General features: G+C 59.8%; 25 protein-coding genes and 1 pseudogene. 9 read left to right on the plus strand and 17 right to left on the minus strand.

The window, feature by feature from the left end:
* Positions 1–15 precede the first annotated feature (15 nt).
* The 3 genes from IB246_RS00485 to IB246_RS00495 form a co-directional block, all read right to left on the minus strand.
* Positions 16–273, minus strand: a complete 258-nt coding sequence (locus IB246_RS00485) for a DUF2790 domain-containing protein (protein WP_008032450.1) — start codon at positions 271–273, stop codon at positions 16–18.
* A gap of 123 nt (positions 274–396) precedes the next feature.
* Positions 397–1,167, minus strand: a complete 771-nt coding sequence (locus IB246_RS00490; RefSeq protein WP_008043703.1) for an alpha/beta hydrolase — start codon at positions 1,165–1,167, stop codon at positions 397–399.
* A gap of 231 nt (positions 1,168–1,398) precedes the next feature.
* Positions 1,399–2,301 carry a LysR family transcriptional regulator gene (locus IB246_RS00495; protein WP_008043702.1) on the minus strand — a complete coding sequence of 301 codons (903 nt, stop codon included), beginning with the start codon at positions 2,299–2,301 and terminating at the stop codon, positions 1,399–1,401.
* Between the two features lie 143 nt (positions 2,302–2,444).
* Here IB246_RS00495 and IB246_RS00500 point away from each other — a divergent pair, with 143 nt between their 5' ends.
* The 6 genes from IB246_RS00500 (at position 2,445) to IB246_RS00525 (ending at position 9,512) form a co-directional block, all read left to right on the plus strand.
* Positions 2,445–3,746: an NAD(P)/FAD-dependent oxidoreductase gene (locus tag IB246_RS00500; RefSeq protein WP_008043701.1), complete on the plus strand. Its 1,302-nt coding sequence runs from the start codon at positions 2,445–2,447 to the stop codon at positions 3,744–3,746.
* Positions 3,747–3,797: 51 nt separating this feature from the next.
* Entirely contained in the window at positions 3,798–4,886 is a 1,089-nt protein-coding gene (locus IB246_RS00505; RefSeq protein ID WP_008043700.1) for a polyamine ABC transporter substrate-binding protein, read from the plus strand.
* A 315-nt stretch (positions 4,887–5,201) separates the two neighbouring features.
* Complete coding sequence (locus tag IB246_RS00510) at positions 5,202–6,173, plus strand: Bug family tripartite tricarboxylate transporter substrate binding protein (protein ID WP_008032440.1); 972 nt, start codon at positions 5,202–5,204, stop codon at positions 6,171–6,173.
* A complete protein-coding gene (locus tag IB246_RS00515; RefSeq protein ID WP_008032439.1) occupies positions 6,170–6,664 on the plus strand; it encodes a tripartite tricarboxylate transporter TctB family protein in 495 nt (164 codons plus the stop codon). The genes IB246_RS00510 and IB246_RS00515 overlap by 4 nt, the downstream gene beginning before the upstream one ends.
* 24 nt (positions 6,665–6,688) lie before the next feature.
* A complete protein-coding gene (locus IB246_RS00520) occupies positions 6,689–8,197 on the plus strand; it encodes a tripartite tricarboxylate transporter permease (RefSeq protein ID WP_008032438.1) in 1,509 nt (502 codons plus the stop codon).
* A 316-nt stretch (positions 8,198–8,513) separates the two neighbouring features.
* Positions 8,514–9,512, plus strand: coding sequence for a bile acid:sodium symporter family protein (locus IB246_RS00525; RefSeq protein ID WP_008032437.1), 999 nt, complete (start codon positions 8,514–8,516; stop codon positions 9,510–9,512).
* Positions 9,513–9,531: 19 nt separating this feature from the next.
* Here IB246_RS00525 and IB246_RS00530 read toward each other — a convergent pair whose 3' ends face one another.
* Positions 9,532–11,097, minus strand: coding sequence for an aldehyde dehydrogenase (NADP(+)) (locus tag IB246_RS00530; RefSeq protein ID WP_032832740.1), 1,566 nt, complete (start codon positions 11,095–11,097; stop codon positions 9,532–9,534).
* Between the two features lie 6 nt (positions 11,098–11,103).
* The gene (locus IB246_RS00535) at positions 11,104–11,733 is read right to left on the minus strand and encodes an isochorismatase family cysteine hydrolase (protein ID WP_008042727.1); all 630 of its coding nucleotides are present in this window, start codon (positions 11,731–11,733) and stop codon (positions 11,104–11,106) included.
* A gap of 100 nt (positions 11,734–11,833) precedes the next feature.
* On the opposite strand from IB246_RS00535, the gene IB246_RS00540 reads away from it, so the two are divergent.
* On the plus strand, positions 11,834–12,340 hold the full coding sequence (locus IB246_RS00540; protein ID WP_008042728.1) for a winged helix-turn-helix transcriptional regulator: 507 nt from the start codon (positions 11,834–11,836) through the stop codon (positions 12,338–12,340).
* Between the two features lie 47 nt (positions 12,341–12,387).
* Here the strand turns inward: IB246_RS00540 and IB246_RS00545 are convergent, their stop codons facing one another.
* From IB246_RS00545 to IB246_RS00570, 6 genes are all read right to left on the minus strand, one after another.
* A complete protein-coding gene (locus IB246_RS00545; protein ID WP_008042729.1) occupies positions 12,388–13,557 on the minus strand; it encodes a M20 aminoacylase family protein in 1,170 nt (389 codons plus the stop codon).
* 25 nt (positions 13,558–13,582) lie between these two features.
* The gene (locus IB246_RS00550; protein ID WP_008042730.1) at positions 13,583–14,815 is read right to left on the minus strand and encodes a diaminopropionate ammonia-lyase; all 1,233 of its coding nucleotides are present in this window, start codon (positions 14,813–14,815) and stop codon (positions 13,583–13,585) included.
* Positions 14,816–14,874: 59 nt separating this feature from the next.
* Positions 14,875–15,651: an amino acid ABC transporter ATP-binding protein gene (locus IB246_RS00555; protein WP_008032422.1), complete on the minus strand. Its 777-nt coding sequence runs from the start codon at positions 15,649–15,651 to the stop codon at positions 14,875–14,877.
* Positions 15,644–16,309: an amino acid ABC transporter permease gene (locus IB246_RS00560; RefSeq protein ID WP_008032420.1), complete on the minus strand. Its 666-nt coding sequence runs from the start codon at positions 16,307–16,309 to the stop codon at positions 15,644–15,646. The genes IB246_RS00555 and IB246_RS00560 overlap by 8 nt, the downstream gene beginning before the upstream one ends.
* Positions 16,310–16,317: 8 nt before the next feature.
* Positions 16,318–16,959, minus strand: a complete 642-nt coding sequence (locus IB246_RS00565) for an amino acid ABC transporter permease (RefSeq protein WP_008042731.1) — start codon at positions 16,957–16,959, stop codon at positions 16,318–16,320.
* A gap of 115 nt (positions 16,960–17,074) precedes the next feature.
* The gene (locus IB246_RS00570) at positions 17,075–18,052 is read right to left on the minus strand and encodes a transporter substrate-binding domain-containing protein (protein ID WP_225608988.1); all 978 of its coding nucleotides are present in this window, start codon (positions 18,050–18,052) and stop codon (positions 17,075–17,077) included.
* 260 nt (positions 18,053–18,312) lie between these two features.
* Between IB246_RS00570 and IB246_RS00575 the strand changes: the two genes are divergently transcribed.
* The gene (locus IB246_RS00575) at positions 18,313–18,777 is read left to right on the plus strand and encodes an Lrp/AsnC family transcriptional regulator (protein WP_008032416.1); all 465 of its coding nucleotides are present in this window, start codon (positions 18,313–18,315) and stop codon (positions 18,775–18,777) included.
* A gap of 63 nt (positions 18,778–18,840) precedes the next feature.
* Here the strand turns inward: IB246_RS00575 and IB246_RS00580 are convergent, their stop codons facing one another.
* The 6 genes from IB246_RS00580 to IB246_RS00605 form a co-directional block, all read right to left on the minus strand.
* On the minus strand, positions 18,841–21,276 hold the full coding sequence (locus IB246_RS00580) for a TonB-dependent siderophore receptor (RefSeq protein WP_192229981.1): 2,436 nt from the start codon (positions 21,274–21,276) through the stop codon (positions 18,841–18,843).
* A gap of 92 nt (positions 21,277–21,368) precedes the next feature.
* A complete protein-coding gene (locus IB246_RS00585; protein ID WP_008042746.1) occupies positions 21,369–22,346 on the minus strand; it encodes a FecR domain-containing protein in 978 nt (325 codons plus the stop codon).
* Entirely contained in the window at positions 22,343–22,849 is a 507-nt protein-coding gene (locus IB246_RS00590) for a sigma-70 family RNA polymerase sigma factor (RefSeq protein ID WP_008042747.1), read from the minus strand. The genes IB246_RS00585 and IB246_RS00590 overlap by 4 nt, the downstream gene beginning before the upstream one ends.
* Before the next feature lie 169 nt (positions 22,850–23,018).
* On the minus strand, positions 23,019–23,693 hold the full coding sequence (locus IB246_RS00595) for a helix-turn-helix transcriptional regulator (protein ID WP_008042749.1): 675 nt from the start codon (positions 23,691–23,693) through the stop codon (positions 23,019–23,021).
* A gap of 19 nt (positions 23,694–23,712) precedes the next feature.
* A complete protein-coding gene (locus tag IB246_RS00600) occupies positions 23,713–24,342 on the minus strand; it encodes a hypothetical protein (RefSeq protein WP_008042751.1) in 630 nt (209 codons plus the stop codon).
* Positions 24,343–24,566: 224 nt separating this feature from the next.
* Positions 24,567–24,998, minus strand: a complete 432-nt coding sequence (locus tag IB246_RS00605; RefSeq protein ID WP_008032405.1) for a nuclear transport factor 2 family protein — start codon at positions 24,996–24,998, stop codon at positions 24,567–24,569.
* A 232-nt stretch (positions 24,999–25,230) separates the two neighbouring features.
* On the opposite strand from IB246_RS00605, the pseudogene IB246_RS00610 reads away from it, so the two are divergent.
* Positions 25,231–25,452: pseudogene (locus IB246_RS00610) on the plus strand (hypothetical protein); the annotation flags it as partial.
* Between the last annotated feature and the right edge of the window lie 100 nt (positions 25,453–25,552).

Genomic DNA, 25,552 nt, shown 5'->3' on the forward strand with positions numbered 1-25,552 from the left:
GCCAGTGTAGCCGGATCAATGATCGTTGGTGCAGCCCGTGCCGTTGACCTGGTAATCGAGGACGTGCTCGCGCCCCTGGTGGTCGAGGTAGTCGAGTCGCGCCGGGATCACGCCGCATTGCTGCGAGATGTCGGTACTGGCGAGGACTTTGGCGACGTCCATGTGCACGAAGAAACCGGTCTTGTCGTGGATCACCGGCGCAGTGGTCTGCGTATCGGCAAACGCCGAGCCGGTGGCGAGGAGGGCGGCGAAACCGAGGATTAACATTTTCATGAGGTGTCTCTCTATTCAGGTTGGCTGCCGGGAATGGCCTGACAGTGAGTTCAGGTTAAACAGGCGATCCGGACAGCCGACCAACAGTTCAATGACAAAGTTGTAATGAAACCGGGCCTGGCGTTATGGCTGGCGACCGGAGGCTTCGAGGATCAGGTCGGCGATTTCTTTGGAATGGGAAACCAGCGACAAATGGCTCGACGGCAGCTCGATGGTGGTCGCGCCCATGCGTTTGGCGAGGAAGCGTTCGAGGTCCGGGTTGATGGTCTGGTCGAGGCTGGAGACTGCGTACCACGACGGTTTGCTGTGCCAGGCGGCTGCGGTGGTGCGATCAGTGAACAGGGTTTTGGCAATCGGTTGCTGCACGGCGAACAGTTGCATCGCCTTGTCGTGGGGCACGTCGCTGGCGAAATATTTGAGGAAGGCATCCTGTTTCAGGCTGACGAAACCGTCGTGTTCTTCGGTGCCGGCACGCACGGGCATGGTCGGGTATTTGGCTGACAGGGCGACGAAATCTTCCCCGGCGTCCGGGGCGCGGGCCGCGACGTATACCAGCGAGCTGACCTTTGGGTTCACCCCGGCCTCACTGACCACGGTGCCGGCGTAGGAGTGGCCGACCAACACCGTCGGGCCGTCCTGTTGGTTGAGTACACGCTGGGTGGCGGCGACGTCATCGGCGACCGAGGTCAACGGGTTTTGAACGGCGGTGACGTGCAATCCGGCGGCCTGTAACCGCGAAATCACGTCCGCCCAACTTGAGCCATCAGCCCAGGAGCCGTGTACCAGCACGACGTTGTCGGCCTTGACCGGCGCGATGTCGCCGGCCATGGCGGAGCCGGTGCCGAGCATCAGCAGGCTGGCGGCGATCAGGCAGAGTTTGTTCAATGGTTTCATGGTATCGACCCTTGTCATCATCAGTGGGAGGCGTCACCCGGTGTGGGTGACTGACGACGCCACTTTAGGAAGCGAGGGTGCTGGCTACGCTGACAACTCGATGACAAGTTTGTAATGCACGGCCATTGGGTTTTGCGGTGATCTTGCGACCGCCATCGCCGGCAAGGATTCGGTACAAACGCCGCGAACCTGTAGGAGCCGGCTTGCTGGCGATGGGGCCGGTGGGAGCACCTAACGCTGAAGGTCTTGCCTGTCCGCCTGCTGCGCAAACCATTGCAGGACCATCGCGCAAGCCGGATGAGCAACGGCTGAAGGTTGCAGGTTCAACGCGTAAATACCGCGTGTTGCCAACGGACGGCCAAACGGGATAACCAGCACCCCCCGTTCTATCGACTCTCCTGCCAGCGTCATATCCGTCATCGCCACACCCAATCCTCTCGCCGCCGCGTCCAGCGCCAGTTCATCGAGGTTGAAGGGGATGTGCCGGTAATCATCCAGCGATTTACCGCCATTGGCCGACAACCACTGAGCCCAATCATTGCGGTCCGCCGAGCGATGCAACAGCGGGAAACTCACCAGGTCTTCCACCGCTGCCAATGGCCGCGTCGAGGTGCCCAGCCCGGGCGCGCACACCGGCACCAACGCTTCCTTGAACAGGGTCAGGCTATCCGGGTCAGCGGACGGCTCGGGCAGATAGAGAATGTACGCATCACTGTCGATGGCCGGCTCCACCACTTCTGTCGCCACGGTCTCGATCGACAGCGAAACCTGCGGATGACTTCGATAAAACTCGCTCAACTTCGGCAGCAGCCAGCGAACCGCCAGCGACACATGCATGCGAATGCGGAAGGGGCGTTCCTGTGGCGAGAGGCGGTCCTCCAGGGTTTTCAGTTGCGCCAGGATATTTCGTGCGGTGCCCAACACCTGTTCACCTTCCGGCGTCAGTCGCACATGGCGGCTGTTCCTCGCAAACATCGGCACGCCAAAGTGGCTTTCCAGCAGCTGAATCTTTCGGCTCACCGCACTTTGGGTCAGGCACAGCCTGGCGGCCGCTTGGGTGAAGCTGCCCGAGTCGGAGACTTCCACCAGTGCCTGCAAGGCCTGGAGCGAAGGAACGTGGCGAATTTTATCCATGCGTTTTCTGAATGGCTCGATGATTTTATAACGTTGGTTGTATCACTACAGGCCTTATAGATTCTAGCTCTGGCGAGCGTTTTCCGGAAACGTCCATGCGATTACAGCATGTGCTCGCAGAATGACAGTCAATGAGGTGAGGCATGACCAATGAATGTGGCTGGATTGCGCAGGCGGGAAGTTCAGCCGCTCGCGGTCCTCTCAAAGGCACGGTAAAAGCCGACTGGCTGATTATCGGTGCCGGTATCACCGGGCTGAGTGCCGCGCACTCGCTCGCGCAATTGCACCCTCAGGCGCGGATCGTGATCGTCGACCGGCAGCGCGCGGCGCAGGGTGCTTCGGCGCGCAACTCAGGCTTTGTCGTATGCCACGAGCACCCGACCAGGGACGAGTTGATCGGTAACCACGGGTTCGCCGGCTACGAGGTGGACACCGCGATTTCACGGGCTGCCAGCGACGAAGCGCGCCAACGCATCGCCCGTCACGGTATCGAATGCGACTTCAGGGATTGCGGTTACTTCTTCGCGGTCAGCGACCCAGGCAAGTTGACCGATGTCGAGGGCAAACTGGCGACGCTACGCGCCGTCGGCGCCTCTGCTGAGTTTCTGCAAGGTGAGCAACTGAGCGAAAAACTCGGCACCCGGCACTACCAGGCCGCGATCTGGTGCGGTCAGGGCAACGCGCTGCTGCAACCGGCGAAGTACGTGAAGGGCTTGCTGGATGCACTGCCGGACAACGTGACCGTGTTCGAGAACACCGACATCACCGGCCTGGAGCGTCTGGGCAAAGGGCGAATTCGCGCCAATGGCATCGCTGGCAGTATCGAGGCGCCGCAAGTCCTGGTGTGCCTGAACGCGTTCATTCCTCGGTCGGGTATAGAGGACAGCGGAACCTTCCCGATGGAACTCAGCGCCAGCCTTACCCGTCCGCTCAGCGATGAAGAATTTCAGTCCATCGGCGCCGTCGAGCCGTGGGGCGTGCTCTCCACCCGGCCGCTCGGCGCCACGGTGCGCCTGACCCCGGACCGTCGCGTGATGATCCGCAACACTGCGGAGTACCGCTCCCGTGACCTGACCGACAGCGAACTGCTGCATCGGCGCAAACACCATGTGCTCGGCTTGCAACGGCGTTTTCCGTTTTTGGGCGAGCAGGACATCCAGTACACCTGGACCGGACATTTGAGCGCCTCGCGCACCGGGCAACCCTATTTCGGCAAGGTCGAAGAGGGTGTGTTTGCGGTGGCCGGCTGCAATGGTTCGGGTGTCGCGCGCGGCACGCTGTGGGGGCGATTGCTCGCCGAAATGGCCTCGGGCACCAGCTCGCCGATCCTCGAATCGGTCATGCGCAGGGCGCAACCGGGCTGGCTGCCGCCAAAGCCCTTGCTCGATATCGGTGCCATGCTTCGCATGCGCGTGGAGGCGATCAGGGCCAGAACAGAAATCTAGAAACCCCGGCGATCAAAAAACAACAAAAGCTCATCAATAAGGTGATTGAACATGCGCGCGAACACACTTCCCCTGATGGTTGTACTGACCACGTTGTCGGCCGCCACTTACGCCGATGAAGTCGTCAATATTTCCAACTGGAACGGCTACATCGCCGACGACACCCTGACCAGCTTCACCCAGGCAACCGGGATCAAGGCGACTTACGACATCCACGACAGCAACGAAGTGCTGGAATCGAAGTTGATGACCGGCAACACCGGCTACGACGTGGTCAGCCCTTCGAACCATTTTCTGTCGCGCCTGATCAAGGCCGGGGCCATTCAGAAACTCGACCGGAGCCAGCTTCCGAACTGGAAAAACCTTGACCCGGCGTTGATGAAAAAACTCGAAGTGAACGACCCGGGCAACCAGTACGGCTATCCGTACATGTGGGGCACGGCGGGGATCGGTTACAACGTCGAGAAGATCAAGGCGATTTTCGGCAACACCGATGTCACCCATTCCTGGAAGCTGTTTTTTGAAGAAGAAAACATCAAGAAACTCAGCCAGTGCGGCGTGGCGATCATCGATAACCCGACGCAAATCCTGCCAATCACCCTCAATTACCTGGGCCTGCCGCCCCATAGCCACGAACCGGCGGACTACAAGAAAGCCGAGCAGGCGCTGCTGAAAATCAGGCCGTACGTGCAGTACTTCCATGCGTCCAAGTACATCAGTGACCTGGCGAACGGCAATGTCTGCGCGGTGATCGGCTTCAACGGCGACATCGTTCAGGCGGCCGCCAGCGCCAAGGAAGCCAACAACGGCATCGACATCGCCTATTCGATTCCTGACGAAGGCTCGACCCTGTGGTTCGACATGGTGGTCATGCCAAAAAGCGCGCCGCACGAGAAAAACGGCTACGCCTACATGAACTACCTGCTGACGCCGCAAGTCATTGCCAACATCAGCAACAGCATCCACTACGCCAACCCCAACCTCACTGCGGATCAATATGTGACCCCGGCCGTGAAGCAGGACTTGGCGATCTACCCGCCGAAGAGCGTGCTGGACAAGCTGTTCACTGTCGAGGAACTGCCTGCGGCGATTGCGCGGTTGAGCACGCGTCTGTGGACCAAGTTGAAAACCAATACTTGAGGTTGATTGCCCCTTCCTTGACTGCGCGAGTCAGGGAAGGGGCAGTGTCAGCGGGTCAATCCCGGTCAACGACGCTCAAAAGCCATCCTGTAACCCTGCAACTGCTCCCACCGCGACGGCCACCACTTTGAGTCCGTGCAACGCCCCGCGCGTTCATTCAGGCGTCTTCCTGAAATGAACTGATTCACTGTTGTATGCCGCCATTCCAACCATGGCCTACGCTTATCCCGAGATAGCTGTTCAACGATCCGGATTTATGCCCGGACCGACGTTCAGCCGGCGCCCCATAAAAACAAAAGTCCCGGGAGAAAACGCATGTTCGCATCGTTACGTCGATCCACCCTTTGCCTCGCGGTTGTCGTCACTGCCGCTGTGCTCACAACGCCTGCCTTTGCGCTGGAAACCGTCAAGTTCATGGCCCCAGGTTCGGTGGGGGGCGGTTATGACCAGACCGCACGCGTGCTGGGCAAAGCCTTGATTGAAGCCAATGTGGCCAAATCCGTCACCTTCGAAAACAAGGGCGGCGCGGGGGGCACGCTGGGGCTGGCGCAGTTTGCCAACAGCACCAAGGGCGATCCGGATGCGCTGCTTGTCATGGGCGCGATCATGGTCGCTGGCATTGAGCAGAACAACCCGCAGATTACCTTGAAGGATGTGACGCCGATTGCCCGGTTATTCACTGAGTACAACGTAATTGCGGTGCGCAAGGAATCCGAATTCAAAACCCTGGACGACTTGCTGAAAGCCTTCAAGGAAAAACCGACCAGTATCGCCTGGGGCGGGGGCTCCAAGGGCTCGATCGATCACATCGGCATTGCTGAACTGGCCGCGAAAATGGGCGTCCCGGTCAACAAGGTCAATTACGTCGCTTTCGCCGGCGGAGGTGAAGTGGTTGCCCAGGCCTTGGGCGGGCAGATCAAAGTCATCACCGGCGGTTATGCCGAACTTGGCCAATACATCAGGAGCGATCAGTTCCGTGTACTCGCCATCGGCGCACCGGAGCGCGTTGCAGGTATCGACGCCCCGACGCTTAAAGAAAGCGGGTATGACGTGATCATCGGCAACTGGCGTGGTGTTTACGGTGCCGCGGGCCTCACGCCCGAGCAGCGCAAGGAAGTCACCGACGCCGTGGTGGCGGCCGCCAACAGCAAGGTCTGGAAAGACAACATCGAAACCAACAAATGGTCGCCCAACATCCTCACCGGTGACGAGTTCGGCAAATTCGTCGATGCGGAGCACGTGCGGCTGCGGGCAATGCTGGTGGAAGTGGGGCTGGTCAAGCCATGAGTCAATCGCGTGCAATCGTGCCGGTGCAACTGGCGATTGGCGTCGGTGTGCTCGCCATCAGCGCTATGTTGGGCTACGGCGCCTTTCTGTTTCCCGAGGAGATGGGGTTCGTCATCCTGGGGGCGTACGTCTATCCCTACGCCGTGGCGGTATTCCTCGCGGGCGTGGGGGTGGTTCTGTGCTTTCAAGCCGTTACCGGCGGTTTTCGCGAACTGGCCGATCACGATGACGAGTCCGCCAAAGTGGTGCCTGGCGGCAAAGCGGGGGTGGCCTGGGTGACGGGGGGGCTGCTAGGCGTTGCCGTGCTTATCAATCTCATTGGCTTTGTCCTGTCGGCCGCGTTGTTGTTTGCCTGTTCGGCGCGGGGTTTCGGCAGTCGTCATCCGCTGCGCGATCTCGCCATAGGCATTGCCCTGACGCTCCCGATTTATTGGCTGTTCAATGCCGGGCTGGGGGTTTCCCTTCCGCCGCTTGTCAACGCCTGGATCTGATTCAGGCCGCAGGAGATCAACAGGGTGGATATTCTCGCAAGCCTGGCAATGGGTTTTTCCTCGGCCCTGACGCCGATCAATCTGATGTGGGGGTTCATTGGTTGCCTGCTCGGCACCGCCATCGGCGTCTTGCCGGGCATCGGGCCGGCGCTGACCGTGGCGCTGTTGCTGCCCATTACCGCGAAGGTCGATCCCACCGGCGCGCTGATCATGTTCGCCGGTATCTACTACGGCGCTCAGTTCGGTGGTTCCACGACTTCCATTTTGCTCAATACCCCAGGGGAATCGTCTTCCATGGTCACGGCCCTGGAAGGCAACCTCATGGCCCGCAATGGCCGAGCGGGCCCGGCCTTGGCCACGGCGGCCATCGGGTCCTTTGTGGCAGGCACTGTCGCCACGGTTCTGCTGACCTTGTTTGCGCCCATTGTGGCGAAACTGGCACTGAAGTTCGGGCCTGCGGAGTATTTCGCGATTCTGGTGCTGTCCTTCACGACGGTGTCTGCGGTGCTCGGGGCGTCGATGTTGCGCGGCTTTGCATCCCTGGGGATTGGCTTGACCATCGGTTTGATCGGGCTGGACTCGACCTCGGGTATCGCTCGTTACACCTTGGGCGTCCCCGAGCTGGTCGATGGCATCGAAGTCGTGCTGGTGGCGGTCGGGCTGTTTGCGGTGGGCGAGGCGTTGTACAGCCTGCTGTACCAGAAAGAAGAGGCCTCCGGTCGACACCGCATGTCCTCGTTGTGGATGACGCGCGCCGACTGGAAGCGCTCGGTTCCGGCCTGGCTGCGAGGGACGCTGATCGGTTTTCCCTTCGGTTCGATTCCGGCCGGTGGTGCGGAGATCCCGACGTTCCTGTCCTATTCGACCGAGCGCAAACTCAGCAAGTATCCGAAAGAATTTGCCGCCAACAAAGGCGAGGGCGCCATCGAGGGCGTCGCCGGCCCTGAAGCGGCGAACAACGCAAGCGCCACCGGTTCGTTGGTGCCGTTGCTGACGCTTGGTATCCCGACTTCCGCCACGGCAGCCATCCTGTTGGCGGCGTTCCAGAACTACAACCTGCAACCGGGGCCGCTGCTGTTTGAAACCTCGGGTGCACTGGTCTGGACCCTGGTGGCCTCGCTGTACATCGGCAACGTCATCCTGCTGGTGCTGAACCTGCCGTTGGTGGGGCTGTGGGTCAAACTCCTGCAAATCCCCCGGCCTTATCTGAATGCCGGGATTCTGGTGTTCGCCACCATCGGCGTGTATGGCATGCGTCACTCATCTTTCGACCTGTTGCTGATGCTGGCAATCGGGTGGGGCGGGGTGTTGATGCGGCGGTTCGATTTCCCCGTCGCGCCGGTGATCGTGGGCATGCTGCTGGGGCCGATGGCGGAGAAACAGCTGCGTAACGCGTTGTCGATCAGCGAGGGCGACTGGACGGTGTTTCTGACACAACCGATTTCCGCCGCGTTTCTGGCGTTGACGTTGCTGGTGCTGGTGGTGCCGCATCTGCTGCATGCCAGGGGCATCAAGTTGCATGAGGATGATTGACTAACAGCCAACCGGCTTCTTCGGGTGTACTTGTTCCCCTGTAGGAGCCGGCTTGCCGGCGATAGCGTCCTTTCAGGCGATAAATATGTGGACTGACCCACCGCTATCGCCGGCAAGCCGGCTCCTACAGGGTTAGGTGTAATGCATCAACTCTCGGGGCAATGTCGATACTCGCCCCCCGTTGTTTTTGCTGATGAATACATTCGCATCAACGTTATGTCCGTTAGGCGATATCTACTGGCTTATTAGCGTTAGTCGGTAATCGGCAGGCGCGTTAGAGTCGACCCACGCCCCTCGCCACCACCGGATAATACCGATGACCCGCCCCCGTTTTTTACCCGACAACTTCACCCTGACCCTGATCGGCGTGGTGATTCTCGCCAGCCTGCTGCCCGCCAGCGGTCAGGTCGCGGTCGGTTTTGGCTGGCTGACCAACATCGCCATTGCCCTGCTGTTTTTCCTGCACGGCGCCAAACTGTCGCGTGAATCGATCATCGCCGGGGCTGGCCACTGGCGCCTGCATTTGCTGGTGTTCAGCCTGACGTTTGTCCTGTTTCCCTTGCTTGGGCTGGCGCTCAAACCCTTGCTGTCGCCGATGATCGGCGCCGACCTGTACATGGGCATGCTCTACCTTTGTGCGCTGCCCGCTACGGTGCAATCGGCGATTGCGTTCACGTCCCTGGCGCGTGGAAATATCCCAGCGGCGATTTGCAGTGCGGCGGCCTCCAGCCTGTTCGGGATTTTCCTCACGCCGTTGCTGGTGACCTTACTGCTGAATGTGCACGGCGAAGGCGGCTCGACGCTCGATGCAATTCTGAAGATCAGCGTGCAACTGTTGCTGCCGTTCATTGCCGGGCAGATCGCTCGACGCTGGATCGGCGCCTGGGTTGCGCGCAACAAGAGCTGGCTGAAATTCGTCGACCAGGGCTCGATCCTGTTGGTGGTTTACGGCGCGTTCAGCGAAGCGGTGATCGAAGGGATCTGGCATCAGATACCGCTCTGGGAACTGGCCGGACTGGTGGTCGCTTGCTGCATTTTGCTGGCGTTGGTCTTGCTGGCGTCCACCGTGCTGGGCAAGGCGTTCGGCTTCAATCAGGAAGACCGCATCACCATCCTGTTCTGTGGTTCGAAGAAGAGCCTGGCCACCGGCGTGCCGATGGCCCAGGTCCTGTTCGCCGGCAGCACCATGGGTGTGTTGATCCTGCCGTTGATGCTGTTCCACCAGATTCAACTGATGGTCTGCGCCGTGTTGGCGCAGCGCTATGCCAATCGCAAGGAAACCATCCCTGAACTCATGGCTCAGGTTGATCCTTGATCTCCGGTCTGGCTGACAACTATTGCCCGTCGACGAGGCGAGGCAGCCCCAACGGGTTGAAATCACGCAATACCTCAGGCAACAGCGCGTCCGGAAAACCCTGGTAAGCCACCGGCCGCAGGAAGCGTTCGATCGACGTCATGCCCACCGAGGTGAAGCGACTGTCCGAGGTCGCCGGAAACGGACCGCCGTGAACAGTGGCGTGCGTCACCTCCTGCGGATGGGCGAAGGCGTTGACGACGATGCGTCCGGTTCTGCGCTCCAGCACCGGCAACAAACGCCGGGCCAGTGGCAAGTCAGTTGTTTCGAGGTGCAGGGCGGCGCTGAGTTGGCCTTTGAGCGAGCGGGCAATGGCGAGCAGTTCAGCCTCGTCCTCGACGGTCACCAGCAGCGCCGATGGTCCGAAGACTTCCTGCGACAGGGTGGCTTCCTCGAGGAAACGTTGGCCGGTGACCTCCAGTAACGCCGATTGGCCGTCAACGTCGGCGCTGGCGGCCGTGCCTTCGGCGATGCGCTGCGCACCGGCGTTTTCCATCGCGGTGAGACCGTTCAGGTAAGACGCATGGATCCCCGGCGTCAGCATCGTGCGGGCTGCGGCCTCACTGACGCGCTGCACCATGGCGGCGCGCAGCGCTTCAAGGCCGGCGCCTTTGATCGCGATCAGCAGCGCGGGTCTGAGGCAGGCTTGCCCGACATTGACCAGCATGCGCTCGATAAAGCCATCGCCGATCTGCGCGCCGCGCTCGGCCAGGGCTGCGGGCAGGATGAATGTGGGGTTGATGCTGGTCATTTCGGTAAATACCGGGATGGGATCGGGCCGCAGTTGCGCACGCCGATACAGCGCCATGCCGCCTTGTTCCGAACCGGTAAACGTCACGGCTTTAATCAAAGGATGATCGACCAGCGCTTCGCCGATGGTGTTGCCGCTGCCGCGTACCATCGAGAAAACCCCCTCGTGCAACCCGTGCTCCTGCACGGCCTTTTGGATGGCCCTCGCCTGGATTTCCGAAGCGCCCGGATGGGCGTTGTGCGCTTTGAGGATGACGGTCGCGCCGGCGGCCAATGCCGAAGCGGTGTCGCCACCGGCCACGGAATAGGCGATCGGAAAGTTGCTCGCGCCGAAAATGGCCACCGGGCCGATGGCCATTTTCTGCAGGCGATGGTCCATGCGCGGGCGAGGCTGACGATCAGGTTGTGCCGGATCGATGGCCAGTTGCAGGAAGCGGCCCTTGCGCACGACCTCCGCGAACTGACGGAACTGGACGGCGGCTCTGCTCGCTTCGCCCTCAAGCTGAGCTTCTGGCAGACCCGTTTCGAGCGCGGCCCGTGCCGCCAGCTCCTTGCGGGTGGCCTCAAGATTGTCGGCAATGCTCTCGAGAAACGCCGCGCGCCGTGCGAGCGACGTATGGCTGTAACTGTCGAACGCTTCGTCCGCGAGCGTTGCTGCCTGGTGGACTTGCGCGACGCCGCCGAGGGCAAAATCCGGTTCGATCAGCGTGTTGGTCGCGGGGTTGAGCGCTTTCATCGTTCCTTCGGTGGCCGCGACATCGTGGGTCCCGATGATCAGGTTTCCTGTCAGTGTCATCATCGGTTATTCCTGCCCTTCGAGGGCGGCGACGAGTTCGTCCGTGGTCACAATCGAATGGGCAAACGTGGGGCCGTTCAACTCGTGGGCGGCGTGCATCATTTCCGGGCGGAAGGCGGCGGTCGCATCGCGCACCAGGGTGACGTGGTAACCCATTTCCGATGCATAACGGGCGGTCGCTTCGATGCAGGTGTTGGCCAGCAGACCGACGATGATCACGTGGGTGATGCCTTTTTGCTTGAGGCGAAAATCCAGGTCGGTGTTGGCGAACCCGCTCGACCCCCAATGCTCCTGCACGACGATGTCACCGTCCTTCGGCGCAAAATCCGGATGCCATTCACCGCCCCATTCCCCGCGAGCAAAGTGGTGCATGTGCATGATCTTGCACTGGGTCGGCGTTGGATGGTCCCAGCCTTCGTAGTCACCGTGTTCCCAGCGATGGTGCGGTACGATGACGACCGGAATGTCGAGGGCGCGAACCGTGCGGTCGAGCGTGCGCAGGTTGTCGAGCAGGCCGACTTGCTCGGCGATCGGCTTGATCAAGGGGAAAACCTTGCCGCCTTCCGAGAGGAAATCGTTGTACGGATCGACCAGCAGATAGGCGGTCCTGTTGAGCGGATAAAGGGCGTTCGACATGACGATGTTCTCCACAAAAGTTGAGTGATCGGTGCCGGGGACTTGCCTGGGCATCTTGTTGATATGATAATCATAGTTACAGCGAAAGAGGCAAGCCCGTATGTCGACCAACATTGCTGCTCCCGACACTCTATGCCCGATTGCGCGGGCCGAGACAGTCGTGGGCGACCGCTGGACCGTGCTGGTCCTGCGTGAGTTGTTCATGGGAAGTCATCGATATGACGAGATCCAGGCGCAGACCGGCGGCACCCCGCAAATGGTCGCTACACGCCTGAAAAACCTGGAAGCCGACGGCCTGGTAGAACGCCGCCTCTACAACGAACGGCCACCGCGCTACGAGTATCACCTCACCGCGAAAGGGCAGGCCTTCTACTCGGTGGTGTTGGCACTGCGCGCCTGGGGCGAAACCTGGTGCAAGTCGCCGGAAGAAGGGTTGGCGGTGGTGTACACCCACAAAACCTGTGGCGAGCCCGCCGGGTTAGGGCCGCTGTGCGCCCATTGCGGTGAGCTGTTGCGCCGCGAAGAGTTGATCAGTGAGCAGAGCGCGGCGTACCGCGCAGAGAGGCAGGCGCGGCGTGAGGCGTTCAAGGGCAGTCGAAGCGCGTAGCCACCCGACAGAAAAAGCAGCACGTTGGCGTGCTGCTCTGTGGCGGGTTATCCCGCAGCGAGTGCCTTACGGGCAACTTCGGCGAAATAGTGCGCCCCCGTGGCCAGCACATTGTCGTTGAAGTCATACCTGGCGTTGTGAAGCGGAGTCCCCCCTTCATCCGCTGTGTCACCGTTGCCGATAAACACGAAATTGCCGGGTACGACCTGCAGGAACGCGCCGAAATCCTCTGAAATCATCATCGGCTGGATGTCCGCATTCACCCGGTCCGGGCCAACAATTCGGGTCGCCGCCGCGACAGCGATGGGGGTGCACTTTTCCCAGTTCACGGTGGGTGCGAATTCATGGGTGTATTCGAACTCGCACGATGCGCCGTGGAGCCTGCAAATGCCTTCGCAGATTTCTCGCATGCGCCTTTCCAGCATGGCCTGGACTTCGGGCGCGTAGCTGCGCGTGTCGCCCTTGATGACGACGTGGGTTGGAATCGCATTGCGGATGCCATCGGTGATGAACTCTGTGCAGGAAATCACGGCCGGAACGCTCGGGTCGAGGTTGCGGGAAATCACCGTTTGCAGGGCCAGCACCACCTCGGAAGCGATGACGATCGGGTCAACCCCCATGTGTGGTCGTGCCGCGTGCGTGCCCTGGCCCTTGATCCGGATAACGAAGTTGTCCTCACTGGCCATGATCCCTCCAGAGCGCGTCGCGATTGTGCCGGCGGGCAACCCCGGCATGTTGTGAGCACCGTAGATCGCATCCACCGGGAAGCGATCAAACAGGCCATCAGCGATCATCGCTTTGGCGCCACAGCCGTGTTCTTCGGCGGGCTGAAAAATGAAGCGTACCGTCCCGTTGAAATCGCGAGTGGTGGTCAACAGCCTGGCGGCGCCGAGGATCATGGACATGTGGCCGTCATGACCGCAGGCATGCATTTTCCCTGCGGTTACCGAGGCGTGATGTCGCCCTGGAGCATCTTCGTGAATGTGCAGTGCATCCATGTCGGCCCGAAGCCCCACCACCGCCGGACTGTCTCCGACCTTCAAACTGGCGACCAGGCCGGTGCCGCCAATGCCCCGATGCACCTCAAGGCCCATCGACGCGAGCGCATCAGCCACGTAGTCGGACGTGTGGATTTCTTCGAAACCGACCTCAGGGTGTTGATGGAGGTGGTGACGCCAGCTGACCAGCTGCGCGTAAAACTCGTGGTCGTCGATCACTGCATGGGCTCCTGCGTTCTGTTGATCACACATTTTTTTGTAGCTGCCATCGGTGCTGACGGGCAGTGACCGCTTGCGCGGATTCACCCACGAGGCGCTCGTAGACCGACGGGGCCGTCGCACCCTCGGTACTGATGATGAGCACTCGGGAGTCTCGGTCGATGCCGACCGTTTTGGCTGTTGCCGAATCGCATAGCAGGATTTGAAGCGCTGCCAGACCGGCCACCGCCGACTCACCGGCCACCACAGGAATGTCGGTCGGACTGCCGTGAGCCAGCTGCTGCATGGCAGACACGGCGTCGTCGTCGCTGATGGTCATAAAAAAATCTACGCACGGTTCGAGGAATCGCCAGGCGAGGGGAGAGGTTTCGCCGCAGGCGAGGCCCGCCATGACCGAGTCCACCGAGCCTGTTGCTTTGGCGGGCAGGCCCTGAACCGCACTTTGGTACAGGCAATCCGCTTGCCGGGGTTCGACCATGACGAAGACGGGACGCTGTTCCTGGTAAATTTCCCAGAGGTAACTGCTGATGCCCGCTGCCATGCCTCCCACCCCCCCTTGCAGGAACACGTGGGTGAAAGGGCAGGCCGCCTGGGCATTGCCCGTGGTTTGCTCGATCAACTCGGCGGCGATGGTGCCGTAGCCTTGCATCACGTCGCGAGGGACGATCTCGTAGCCCTCATACGAGGTGTCCGACACCACCGGCCAACCGTTTTGTTCTGCCACGGCGGCGGTATGTTCCACCGACTCGTCGTAGTTACCTTCTACCCGGATGATGCGGGCGCCATACGCGGCAATGGCCGCCTCGCGCTCCGTACTCACGTTGGCATGCAAAACGATGACGCATTGGCAGCCGACGGTTTGAGCCGCAGCAGCCAGGGCTCGCCCGTGATTGCCGTCAGTGGCACTGATGACCGTGAAATCATGCAGGCGCTGCCGATATTGACCGGTGATGAGCCCTTTGGGATCAAAGGATTCATGGGGCATCAGCCGCAGAATCAGCCGGATCAACGCGATCGGTGCGCCGAGTGCCTTGAAGCTGCCCAGGGGTGAACGTGTCGATTCGTCCTTGACCCAGAACCCGGCCACGCCGAGTTCTTCAGCCATGCCCGGAAGTTCCCACAGCGGTGTCGCCTTTTGGTTCAGGTGTTCCCAACTCGATAGCCAGTCTCGTGACTCATGGGCCGCGTCGACACTCATGATGTCCTGAAGGTGTTTTGGGTAGGTGCAGCGAGAGGCGCGTGGGTTAGCGAAAAACATAGCGGTTCCTTGTAACGCTGGAGAAAAGGCGTGCGCGTTTTGGCGAGTTCCAGGGGCAGTCATGCCGTGGTCGTTCTGTAGCGCCCTAAAAACTGGCGAACGCGTTCACTGTCTGAGTTGGTAAAGAATTTTTCCGGTGCCGCTCTTTCAATGATCTGTCCTTTTTCAATGAACACGACCTCGTTGGAGACGGCGCGGGCAAATTCCATTTCATGGGTCACGATGACCATCGTGAAACCGTCCTCGGCCAGTGAACGCATCACCGCCAGGACTTCCCCGACCAGTTCTGGATCGAGCGCAGATGTCGGCTCATCGAACAAGATGACTTGCGGGTTCATCGCCAAGGCTCGCGCAATGGCAACCCGCTGCCGTTGGCCTCCTGACAGCGACCAGGGATAAGCATCGTGTTTGTGTGACAGGCCCACTTTCTCCAGCAGCGCAACCGCCTGATCATTGGCCTCTTTGCGACTGACACCCATGACATGAATGGGCGCCTCGGTGACATTCTGAAGCACCGTCAGATGGGGCCAGAGATTGAAGCTCTGGAACACCATGGCGGTTCTTGCGCGCATCGCCGCCAGTTCGCGATTGGACATGGCTTTGCCGCCGCCACTTTTAACGCCCATGCGATCACCGCCGATGTAGATTTCACCGGTATCAGGCACTTCCAGCCAGTTGATGCAACGCAACATGGTGGATTTGCCTGAGCCGGAAGAGCCCAGAATGCTGACAGTCTGTCCTCGCTCGACCTTGAGGTTGATGCCGCGAAGCACCTCAATGCCGGCGAAGTGTTTATGCAGGTCGCGGATTTCAACGACCGGGGCGGACTTATTCATGGACCAATCCTCTTTTCTGCGCTCGGCGACCCAGGCGACGAAGTAATGCCTCAACCAACAGGGTGATGGACCAATACAGTGCGATCACGAATATGAAGGGCGGCAGCGGAACAAAATATTTGGCTTGTACAGCAGAGGCCGCAGCCGTCAGATCCATCAAAGTGATGATCGACAGGAAGGCGGTGTCCTTCAGCAGGCAGACCAATTGGTTGCCAAAGAGCGGCCCGGAACGCATCACCATTTGCGGGAGGAGAATCCTCCAGTACATGTTTGAGTTGACGAAGCCGTGGGCATAGGCCGCTTCCGCCTGGCCTGCGGGCAGCGCGGTTCTCGCCGCCCGCAGGATCTCGGCGAAATAAGCACCGTGATACGTAATCAGGGCAATGAAACCCGCCGACCATACATCCAGGCTGATACCCAGGTTGGGAAGCCCGTAGTAAAGGAGGTACAGGAAGATCAGGAAGGGCAGCATTCGCATCAGGTCCAACGCCCAGCGAACAAGCCGTCGAAACAGGTTGTCCTGTCCTTCCAGCAGGAAAGCGATAACGCAGGCCAACATAAATGAGCAGGCAGACGACACGCCAAAGAGTATGAGTGTGTTCTGCAGCCCGGCCGCGAACACGTCCAGGTTGTCCCACAGCATTTTAATTCCGTTCATGGGAGCCCCTACATGGCCAGGCGCTTGGCGCGCGAGTCTGCAATTCTCTGGAAGCGGACAAGTCCACCGATGATCACGATGTAAAGCAGGCCCGCCGCGAGGATGGGAGGAAGCGGATCGTAAGTGACGGCAGCGATCCGATTCGTCACGCGCGTCAGGTCCACAATGCCGATCATGGCGATCGCGGGACTGCTTTTGACCAACAGGGACATTTCGTTCACAAGCCCGGGAAGGCTGGTGGTCAACATCTGCGGGAGCATGATGCGGCGAAGTGTCAGCCCCGTGGTCATGCCGGCGGCTTTTGCCGCTTCCAGTTGTTCGCGCGAGAAACTGGTCAGGGCGCTGCGCCAGATCTCGGCGTTGAACGCCGTGGTGTTGAGGGTCATGGCGGCAATGGCCACCACCCGGGCGTCAACTTCCCAGCCGATGGAGGGCGCAATCACAAACAGAAACAGCACCAGCGTGACCATCGGTGTCGCCCTGATCAAACTGACATAGACAGCGAGGGCCTGGCTCAAGACCGGGATTTTTGCCGCCCGCAACATGGCAACAACCAGCCCCAGAATGATGCCGAGCACGATAGAAATGCCGGACACCCAAAGGGTCGTCCAGGCCGCGTACACAAGCGTGATCCAGTCACTGCTTTGCATTGAAAACATCCTTCGAACAAGTCTTTTGGCCGTCGGCTACCTGCCGGGTCAAAAGAACGATCTACTGACCTGACCATCGCTGACACTTCTTGCGCCAACGATGGCGGCTCTCAGGTTATTTCGCGGTCAGTTGAGTGAACTGTGGCGCAGAAGTAATCGACTCGTGGGGCAGGTCATCGAACGATTGTCCGAGCCATTTTTTCTGTAGTTCGGCGAGCTTGCCGGTGTCACGCAAGTGGTTCACAAAACCACTCAGGTAATCGAGGAGCTCCTTGTTGCCCTTGGCCACTGGCCAGGCGATGTAGCCCATGCTCGAAGTGGCCTCGCCAACGGCGAACACTTGTGGACGTTCCTTCACCAGCATGTTGGCGGGCACGATCGAGTTCACAACGTAGTCGAGCCGGTGATTCGCCAGGTCGGCATACGCCTCCGGGTAGGATTGGTACTGCACGATCTTGCCAATGGAGCCGCCGGAGGCTTTGAGCTTTGCATCCAGCTGCGTCAGTCGGGCCAGTTGCGCACCACCGGCCTGCACGCCGACGATCAACCCGGAAAGGTCCGAGACGCTTTTGATGCGGTCATCGTTTGCGCGCTTGATGTAATGCGAGACCTCAGGGGCGACCGGTGCCACGAAGTCAAAGGCGCCCAGGCGTTCCTCCGTAACACCGGCACCGGTGATGGCGGCGTCGTACTTCCCGGAGGTGATACCCGCCAGCAGGCCGGTCCAGGGCATGATGTCCTGATTCACTTTGAATTGAGCGTACTTGCGCAGCTCCGCGATAACGTCCTTATGGAAACCCTCGGACTCACCGTCCTTTATGAATTCGAAAGGGTAATAACTGTCTTCGGTTGCAACGTTAAGTGTGCCGCGAGTGTTTATCTCTGCCAGGCTGGCTGCACTCGCTGCGCCGGTAATGCCGAGGCTGAAGATAAGACTGGCTGCGCCAACGATAAGAAAACGACCGGCCTTTGAAATGATACGGCGGTCAACTCGACTTTCTTGAGCACTGTTCATCGTGAAACTCCCATCGGTTAAGTGGTGGGGCAGTACCAAACTAAAAGCTGCGATTGGGGGTGAGATGGCGTTAGTCATGCATTCTCCGTTTTTATTGTTTTCGGCGGGTGGAGCGCAGCCCTTGCCTGACAAGCAGGTGGGATAAAACGATGCTAATGCTCAGGGGGCGCACGATTGCTCGAAAATCGCGGCGTCAAACGCACCATCGTTGCGTTTTCAGCATTTTGTTGCGCGGCGCTCAGGCCAAGTGCGTTGGTACAAGGGTTTGTGCGCAACGAATGAGCGTCCAGGTGCCTTTTCTGCTGTAATGGCTGGGCCCCAGGTGAAGGAGTTCCCCTATGCAGCTAGATGCCTATGACCGCAAAATTCTCAACTTCCTTCAGGAAAACAACCGGATTTCCCAGCGGGAACTGGCTGAGGGCGTGAACCTGTCTCCCTCGGCAGTCAATAGAAGAATCGCCGCCCTCGAAGCGGCAGGAGTGATCAGATATAACGTCAGTATTGTCGACCCGGCAGCGGTCGGCCGACCGATTACCGTTATCGTCGAAGTTAAACTAGAGAATGAAAGACTCGATTTGCTGGATGAGATAAAGCGGCGCTTTGTGAGTTGTCCGCAAGTTCAGCAGGTTTATTATGTGACGGGGGATTTTGACTTTTTGCTGGTGTTGAATGTACGCGACATGAGTGAGTACGAACAATTAACCAGAGAGTTGTTTTTCTTCGGAAATATCAAGCAGTTCAAGACGTTTGTCGCGATGCAGAATAATAAAAGAACGTTTGCGATACCGTTGGAAATTGAATGACCCTGAAACGGCCCTCCCTGCGACAGCAGCCGGAAGGAGGGCGTTGATGGTCGAACGGTGGTGTTAGAACTCCGGCGTGTATTTCACGCTGAACATCACGTTGCGTGGTTCACCGTAGTTGTTGTTGCCGTTGATCTGGTTGTAGGCCGCCGTGTAGTAAGTCTTGTCGAACAGGTTGTTGGCGTTCATCGCCAGCTCGATCTCCGAGGAGAGCTGGTAGCCGACACGGGCATTCCAGACGGTGTAGCCCGGTACGTTGACGACGTGGTCGTAACCCAGCGTATGGCTTTGGGTCGTGAAGCCCAGGCCGGTACTCACACGGCTCCAGTCGCCACCCAACTGGTAGTTGCCCCAGACGCGCAGCATGTGTTTCGGCGTCCACCAGCTGAAGACTTTGCCTTCGTTGTCCGGGTCCTTGAGGTACTTGGTGGTGTTGTAGGTATAACCGGCAAACAGTTGCAGACCGTCCAGCACTTCGCCGCTGATTTCGGCGTCGAGCCCCTGGCTGCGTACTTTGCCGGATGCCTTCGAGCAGTACCAACCGTCGCAGTTTTGCCCACCCTCCATATCGAGCGTGGCGCGGTTTTCCTGGTCGTAACGGAACAACGCCAGGGACGTATTGACCCGGCCCTCCATCAGCTCGCCCTTGAGACCCAACTCGTAGTTCGTACCGATGATCGGTTTGATTACCGAGCCGCTTGTACTGCGTTCGGTTTGCGGCGTGAACACGTCGGTGTAGCTGGCATAGACCGCCCATTCGCGGCTCAAGTCATAGACGATACCGGCGAAGGGGGTGACTTCACCGTTTTCGTTGCTGGTGCTTTCAGGATCGGCGGTAATGCTGGTCGCGTCCTGGCGCCACGATTTATAGCTGTAGTCGTACCAACTGACCCGTGAGCCGAGCACGAGGGTCAGCGGATCAATCGGCTTGACCCGCCAGCTGCCGTAGAGGCCTTTTTGGCGGATGTCATATTTGCTCGGTGTCCCACGGCCACCGGGGCTATTGAGCAAACCGTCGTAGCTGATTTCGGGACGGTTGTGATCAATGTCGAAGATGGTGTCGGCACTGTTATTGAAGGTCCGAGCGAATTTGTCATCCGAGGTGTACTTGGAGTAGTTACCGCCCACCATGATTTCCTGCTGCATGGACAAGGCTTCGAATTTGCCGTTGAGGTTCATGTCCAGAGCAACTTTGGTGGAGTCCATGTCCGTCACGAAGTCAGCGTACTGCACGCCGCTGCCATCGGCATTGATGCCGTTGCCACTGGATTGCACCCGTTGGTTTTTCGCTTTATTGGTTTCAGTCATGCGCACGGCACCGACCTTGAAGGCCCAATCGTCGTTGAAACGGTGTTCCAGGTCGGTGTAGAGCGTGGTGACATCGATGTCCGAATGGTTCCACTTGGCCCCGGTGTACGTGCTGCGCGGCAGGTCGATGGGCTTACCGCCGGCGTAGCGGGGGAAGCCGCGGACATTCGAGCGCGATTCGCCGTCGGACTGGCTGACTGCCAGGCCCAGGGTGGTGTCTTCACGCAGGTCGAAGTCCAGCGCGCCGTACAGCGAGGTGGTCTTGTACCATTCGGAATCGACGAACGAGTGGCTGTCGTCCTGGTCGGCAATGAAGCGCCCGCGCACGGTGCCGGCCTGGTTCAGCGGCCCGCCGGCGTCCAGTTGCAGACCGTAGTGGTCCCATGAGCCGGCCTTGCCGGTGAGGGTCACTATCGGTGCGGCCTGGCCGCGTTTGCGCACCAGGTTGACCGCGCCGCCAGGGCTGCCGGTGCCTTGCAGCAGGCCGGACGCGCCACGTAGCACTTCCATGCGATCGAAGAAAATCAGGTCCTGCGTGGCCCAGTTGCCCAGCGAGTAATAGTTGCGCGGAATCGGCACGCCGTCGTACTGCCAGTCATCGATCTGGAAACCGCGCGAGCTCAGGATCAGGCCTCTGCCGACGCCTTGGGCGCCGACCAGGCCGGTGGTCTTGTTGGCCGCGTCCTTGAGATCGACGATATCCTGATCGTCCATTTGCTTGCGGGTCATCACCGTGACCGACTGCGGGATTTCCTTGAGGGTGTGGGTGCCCTTGCCGATGGTCACCGCCCGCGCAGCGTAGGAGCCTGAGCCTTCGGTGGTGGCGTCGGTGCTGCGTTCGACGATGTTGGTCACGCCCAACTGCAACGCCGCGCTGTTGTCCGGGGCTGGCTCGACGCTGAAGTTACCTTGCCCGGTCACTCGCAATTGCAGGCCGCTGCCCGACAACGCCTTTTGCATCGCCTGTTCCGCAGGCATCTGGCCGACCACTGCCGGGGCTTGTTTGCCCTGCACCAGCGAAGGCTCCAATGAAACGATATGACCGCTCTGGCTGGCGATGGCATTCAGCGTGCTGGCGAGTGGGCCGGCCGGCAGGTTGAACATCAGGTCTTGCGCCTGCGACAGGGCAGGGCTCGCCAGGGTTGCCAGGGCGACAGCGGCGGAAAGGGCATGGGGCCACGGGTTGAACACAGCGTTCTCCTGAAAATGTGGAAGTGTCAGGAGATAGGTGGGACGAGAAATGAAAACCGGACACGAATGAGAGTTATTTTCAAAAAAATTTATCAGCGCGACTCTTTTGCACGTATCAGCGTCAACCATGGGCTGTAGCGATCCACGCGAATCGGCAGGGTTTCCGCCAGGGCCGTGAACACCCGATCCGGATCGTTCAACGGGAATACGCCCTGGACGCGCAAGCCGCGAACCTCGGGAGCCACGCGGACAAAACCCCGGCTGTACGGGCGTAGCGCATCGACGACGTGTTCCAGAGGATCGTCCAGCACGTTCAATCGCCCGCTGAGCCAATCGGCGCGATGACGCTGATCGCCGGCCACCGGGACAATTTTCCCTGCATACAGCAAGGCCGATTGACCTTCCTGCAGGTCGAGTGTCGTGCCGTCGAACAGACGGGCTTCGATGGAGTGTTGCAGCACCACAACGCGAGTCGCGTCTTGTTCCTGAGCCACCAGGAAACGGGTGCCCAGTGCCCGTATTTCGCCCTGAGCGGTGCGTACCCGCAGCGGACGCAGGGGGTCGGCCGCCACCTGAATCACCAGTTCGCCGTGGCGCAGAATCACCAGCCTTTGCTTGTCATCGAAGCGCAGGTCCACCGCGCTGTTCGCGTTCAGACTCAGGCGGCTGCCGTCGGCCAGCGTGAAATCCTGACGTTGGCCACGACCGGTGTGCAGATCCGCCAGCAGCGAGTCACCCAGCGGGCTGCGAATGCCGAGCCACGCGCCGCCGCCCAGCAGGCCCAGGCCCGCGATCACGCGGAGTGCATCGCGGCGTGAACCATGAGGCTGCAACAGCAGTTGCCGCGCTTCGTTGGCTTGACCGGGCAGACGCCGATCCAGGGCACGAATCGTGTTGAAGGAACCGCCAAGGCGTTCCTGCAAGGTGGCCCAGGCCCGTGCGTGTGCGGGGTCCATCGCCAGCCATGCGTTGAACCGTTCTTGCAGTGCGGCATCGGGCTTGCCGGCACGAAGGCTCACCATCCAGTCGATGGCCTGCTCGCTGACCGGATCAAGGCGCGGCGTGCTCATGGCGCCAACTCGCTCAGGTAGCACTGACGCAACGCCTGTTTCATGTAGCGGCTGACCGTGCGTTCCGAAAGCCCCATTTTGTGGGCAATCGCCACGTAGCTCAGACCGTCCAGCTGGCTGTAGAGGAACGTGGCTTTGACGACCAGTGGCAAGCCGTCGAGCGCCCGGTCGATCGCGACCAGGGCTTCGATCAGTTGCAACTGTTCTTCAGGGGAGGGGGTGAACGATTCAGGCAGCGTGGACAGGCGTTCGAGGTAGGCCAGTTCCAGCTTGCGCCGGCGATGACGGTCAAAGATCAGGCGTCGGGCAATGGTCGACAGGTACGCGCGAGGTTGTTCGATGCTGTCGGGGTCTACCCGGGCCACCAGCATCTGGCAAAACGTATCGGCGGCGGTGTCCTCGGCGTCCGCGTGATTGCGCAGGCGCCGCTGGATATGCTGCAGCAGCCAGCGATGATGGTCGCTGAAAAAGAAGCCCAGCTTGCTGGTCGGAGGAACTTGCACCGGTTGGCTTTCCAGATGTTAGTGTGAATCGTTCTCAATACTACCTTTGAGAGGATCGCCACTGCAATCTCTGACTTCGCCGGATGCCATTCGGCCAACGCTGCCTCGACCTTGGTAGGGAGGCGGTGAGGTGTACGCGTCTTACGATCCGGGCGATGTCGAAGACGGCTCAATCATCAACCGGATCTGTTTGCTCAGAAGGCCGCACGTTATCGGGCCCTGTGGCCGTTTCTGCGGTTGGTCGAAGCTTGAACCGGCAGACGTTACCGCCGCGCACCATGCATTCCGTGTGATCGACTTCTGCGCCGCCCAGCGTGCCGATCAAGGCCAGGTCCAGTTCACAGACCACCGGATGGGCCTCTGCGAGTCGGTGAAAAACGCAGTTGTGCGCGACGATTTCCGGGTCACCGCTGGAGCGAAAAAACACCTCTGATTGGTATCCCGCCTGGTTCATGTGCTGCACGATCCTGGCTTCGTCGACCACCTGCGATTCACGATCCAGCGCCAGTTTTCGGCCCATGCTGCGCATCAGCGTGGCCAGCGCTTCGGGACCGATGATGCCGGCCACTTCATCGATCAGCACACTCGCCAGCATTTGATACTGGCGAGGAAACTGCTCCTTGGCATGGTCGGTGAGCCGGTACAGTTGCTCTGGCCGCCGGCCCGTCGGCCGGGTTTCGCCCCGCAACACCAGGCCGTCACGCTCAAGCGCCGCCAGATGCTGGCGAATCGCAGTGCGCGTGACGGCCAGTTGTTCGGCCAACTCGTCAATGCTCATGCCACTCGCGTGGTGCAGCAGCGCATTGAGCAGGTCTTGCTGTGTCCGGCCCAGTCCTTCCAGCATGGTGTGTCCTCGCCCGACGTCAGAACTTGTCCGGGAACTGCTTGACCAGTGCCGCCGTCAGCGCATCGGCCAGCGTCAGGATATGGCCGCGCATCATGTGCCAGGTCTGCGCTTCGCCCGCGTAATCGTGTGCGGCGAGTTCATCGATCTGCGCGACATGATGGCCCCCGTGAGCACCGAGCATGGCAACCAGCGTGTCTTCAGGCAAGTTGGGGTTGGCTTTGGCCAGGAACGCGGCAATCGCCTTGGCATTGCTGGTCAGGTCCGCGACTGCGGCTTGCTTGCCTTTGTTGTCTTTGGCGACAGTTGCATCGCTGTAATGCTTGACCGCGCCCCAGTGACCGGCCAGCAATTTGAGCAACTGATCGGCAGCAGGCTGACCGTAGAGCGGGGCGATGCTATTGGCGATTTTGGTTGCGTTGTCGACCACCTGATCTGCGGCGACTTTGGCTTGCTGCTTGTCGGCAGCCTGATTGGCGATGGCGTAATTTCTGATCCAGAACACATGTTCGACCCACAGGTCGCGCAAGGCCAGGCGCGTGGTCAATGCAACGCTGTCAGGCGCAGCCGTTGAGGCGGGCGGCGTCTGACTCCAGACCGGTTGAGCACAGAACGCCAACAACATTAAAGCCAGGATCTTGATATTCATGACGGCACCCTCGGGAAGTGGGATTGTTCGACAATATCAATTTAAGCATAAAAATATGTTTTTATCGGTTGCACGCCAAAATCGCGGATCAACGGTCGTTTACGGACCCCTGTAGGAGCGAGCCCGCTCGCGATGGACGTCAACGATTACGCGTATTTCCTGAACAAACGCGTCGCTCATAAATCCTTGCGAGCAAGCCCGCTCCTACAGCGGTTACACGGAAATCAGAACTTGAACGCCTGACGCCCGACCAGCAGCCAGTGGCCTTTCTGCTTCTGCCAGATCTGGAAGTTCTCGATTTCGGTCGGAATCACTTCAGTGCCTTTCAGCGCCTGTGCCGAGAAATGGTTGCGAACCAACGCCACGTCACCGGACAGGGTGATGGTCTGGTTTTGCATTTCGAGGGTCTTGAAGGCGCTCCGGCCGGTTTCGATGTCGGCGATGTATTCCTGCTTGTTCTGGATTTTCCCGCTGGAATGCCCGTAGGTCAGGTTTTCGGCGGTCAGAGCGTTCAGTTCGGAAATGTTCTTTTTCAGCATGGCCTGGGTCAGGTGGTCGACAGCCTGGGCCACGTCTTTTTCAGCGGCGGACGGGGCGGCCGCGACATAGCCACTGAACAGGCACAGAAATCCAACCAGCAATTTCGCTTTTTTCATGGGTGTTTCCTTGTTGTTGTGGGTGATCGAGTGATGAACATAAAGATCATTCATCAGTCGTCGTACAACCTAACATGCACTGAGAAAAAAACGAACATGGCCAGGGGGAATTACCGCATGTCGTAAAAACCGCACGAACGCAAATAGCCCTTCAATTGCGCTGTGACGCAGTCGATAACCTGTTCAGAAGCCATGCGCGAATGGCCGCACCCACTGACAGGAGACCCACAGCGTGTCGATAAAATTACGCTTGCTCTTGCTGATCGGCACCGGCCTGCTCACGGCCGTGATCATGAGCCTGGTCAGTTACCTGGGAAATTCGCAAATGGCGACCGCAGTGAATGACAACGAGGTCAGCATGACCGCGCTGCGCAATCACCTCGAAGCCGACATGATGCACGACGCGTTACGCGCGGATGTGCTGTCAGCGCTGGCGGGGAAATTGTCGCAGTCGGTGGATCGGTTTCGCCTCTGAAAATAAACACGACCCTGTAGGAGCCGGCTTGCCGGCGATAGGAGCAATGCGGTTTGACGGGATACCGCGTTGTTAGCAT

The sequence above is a fragment of the Pseudomonas sp. PDM01 genome (assembly GCF_014852325.1).
Lineage (GTDB): Bacteria > Pseudomonadota > Gammaproteobacteria > Pseudomonadales > Pseudomonadaceae > Aquipseudomonas > Aquipseudomonas migulae.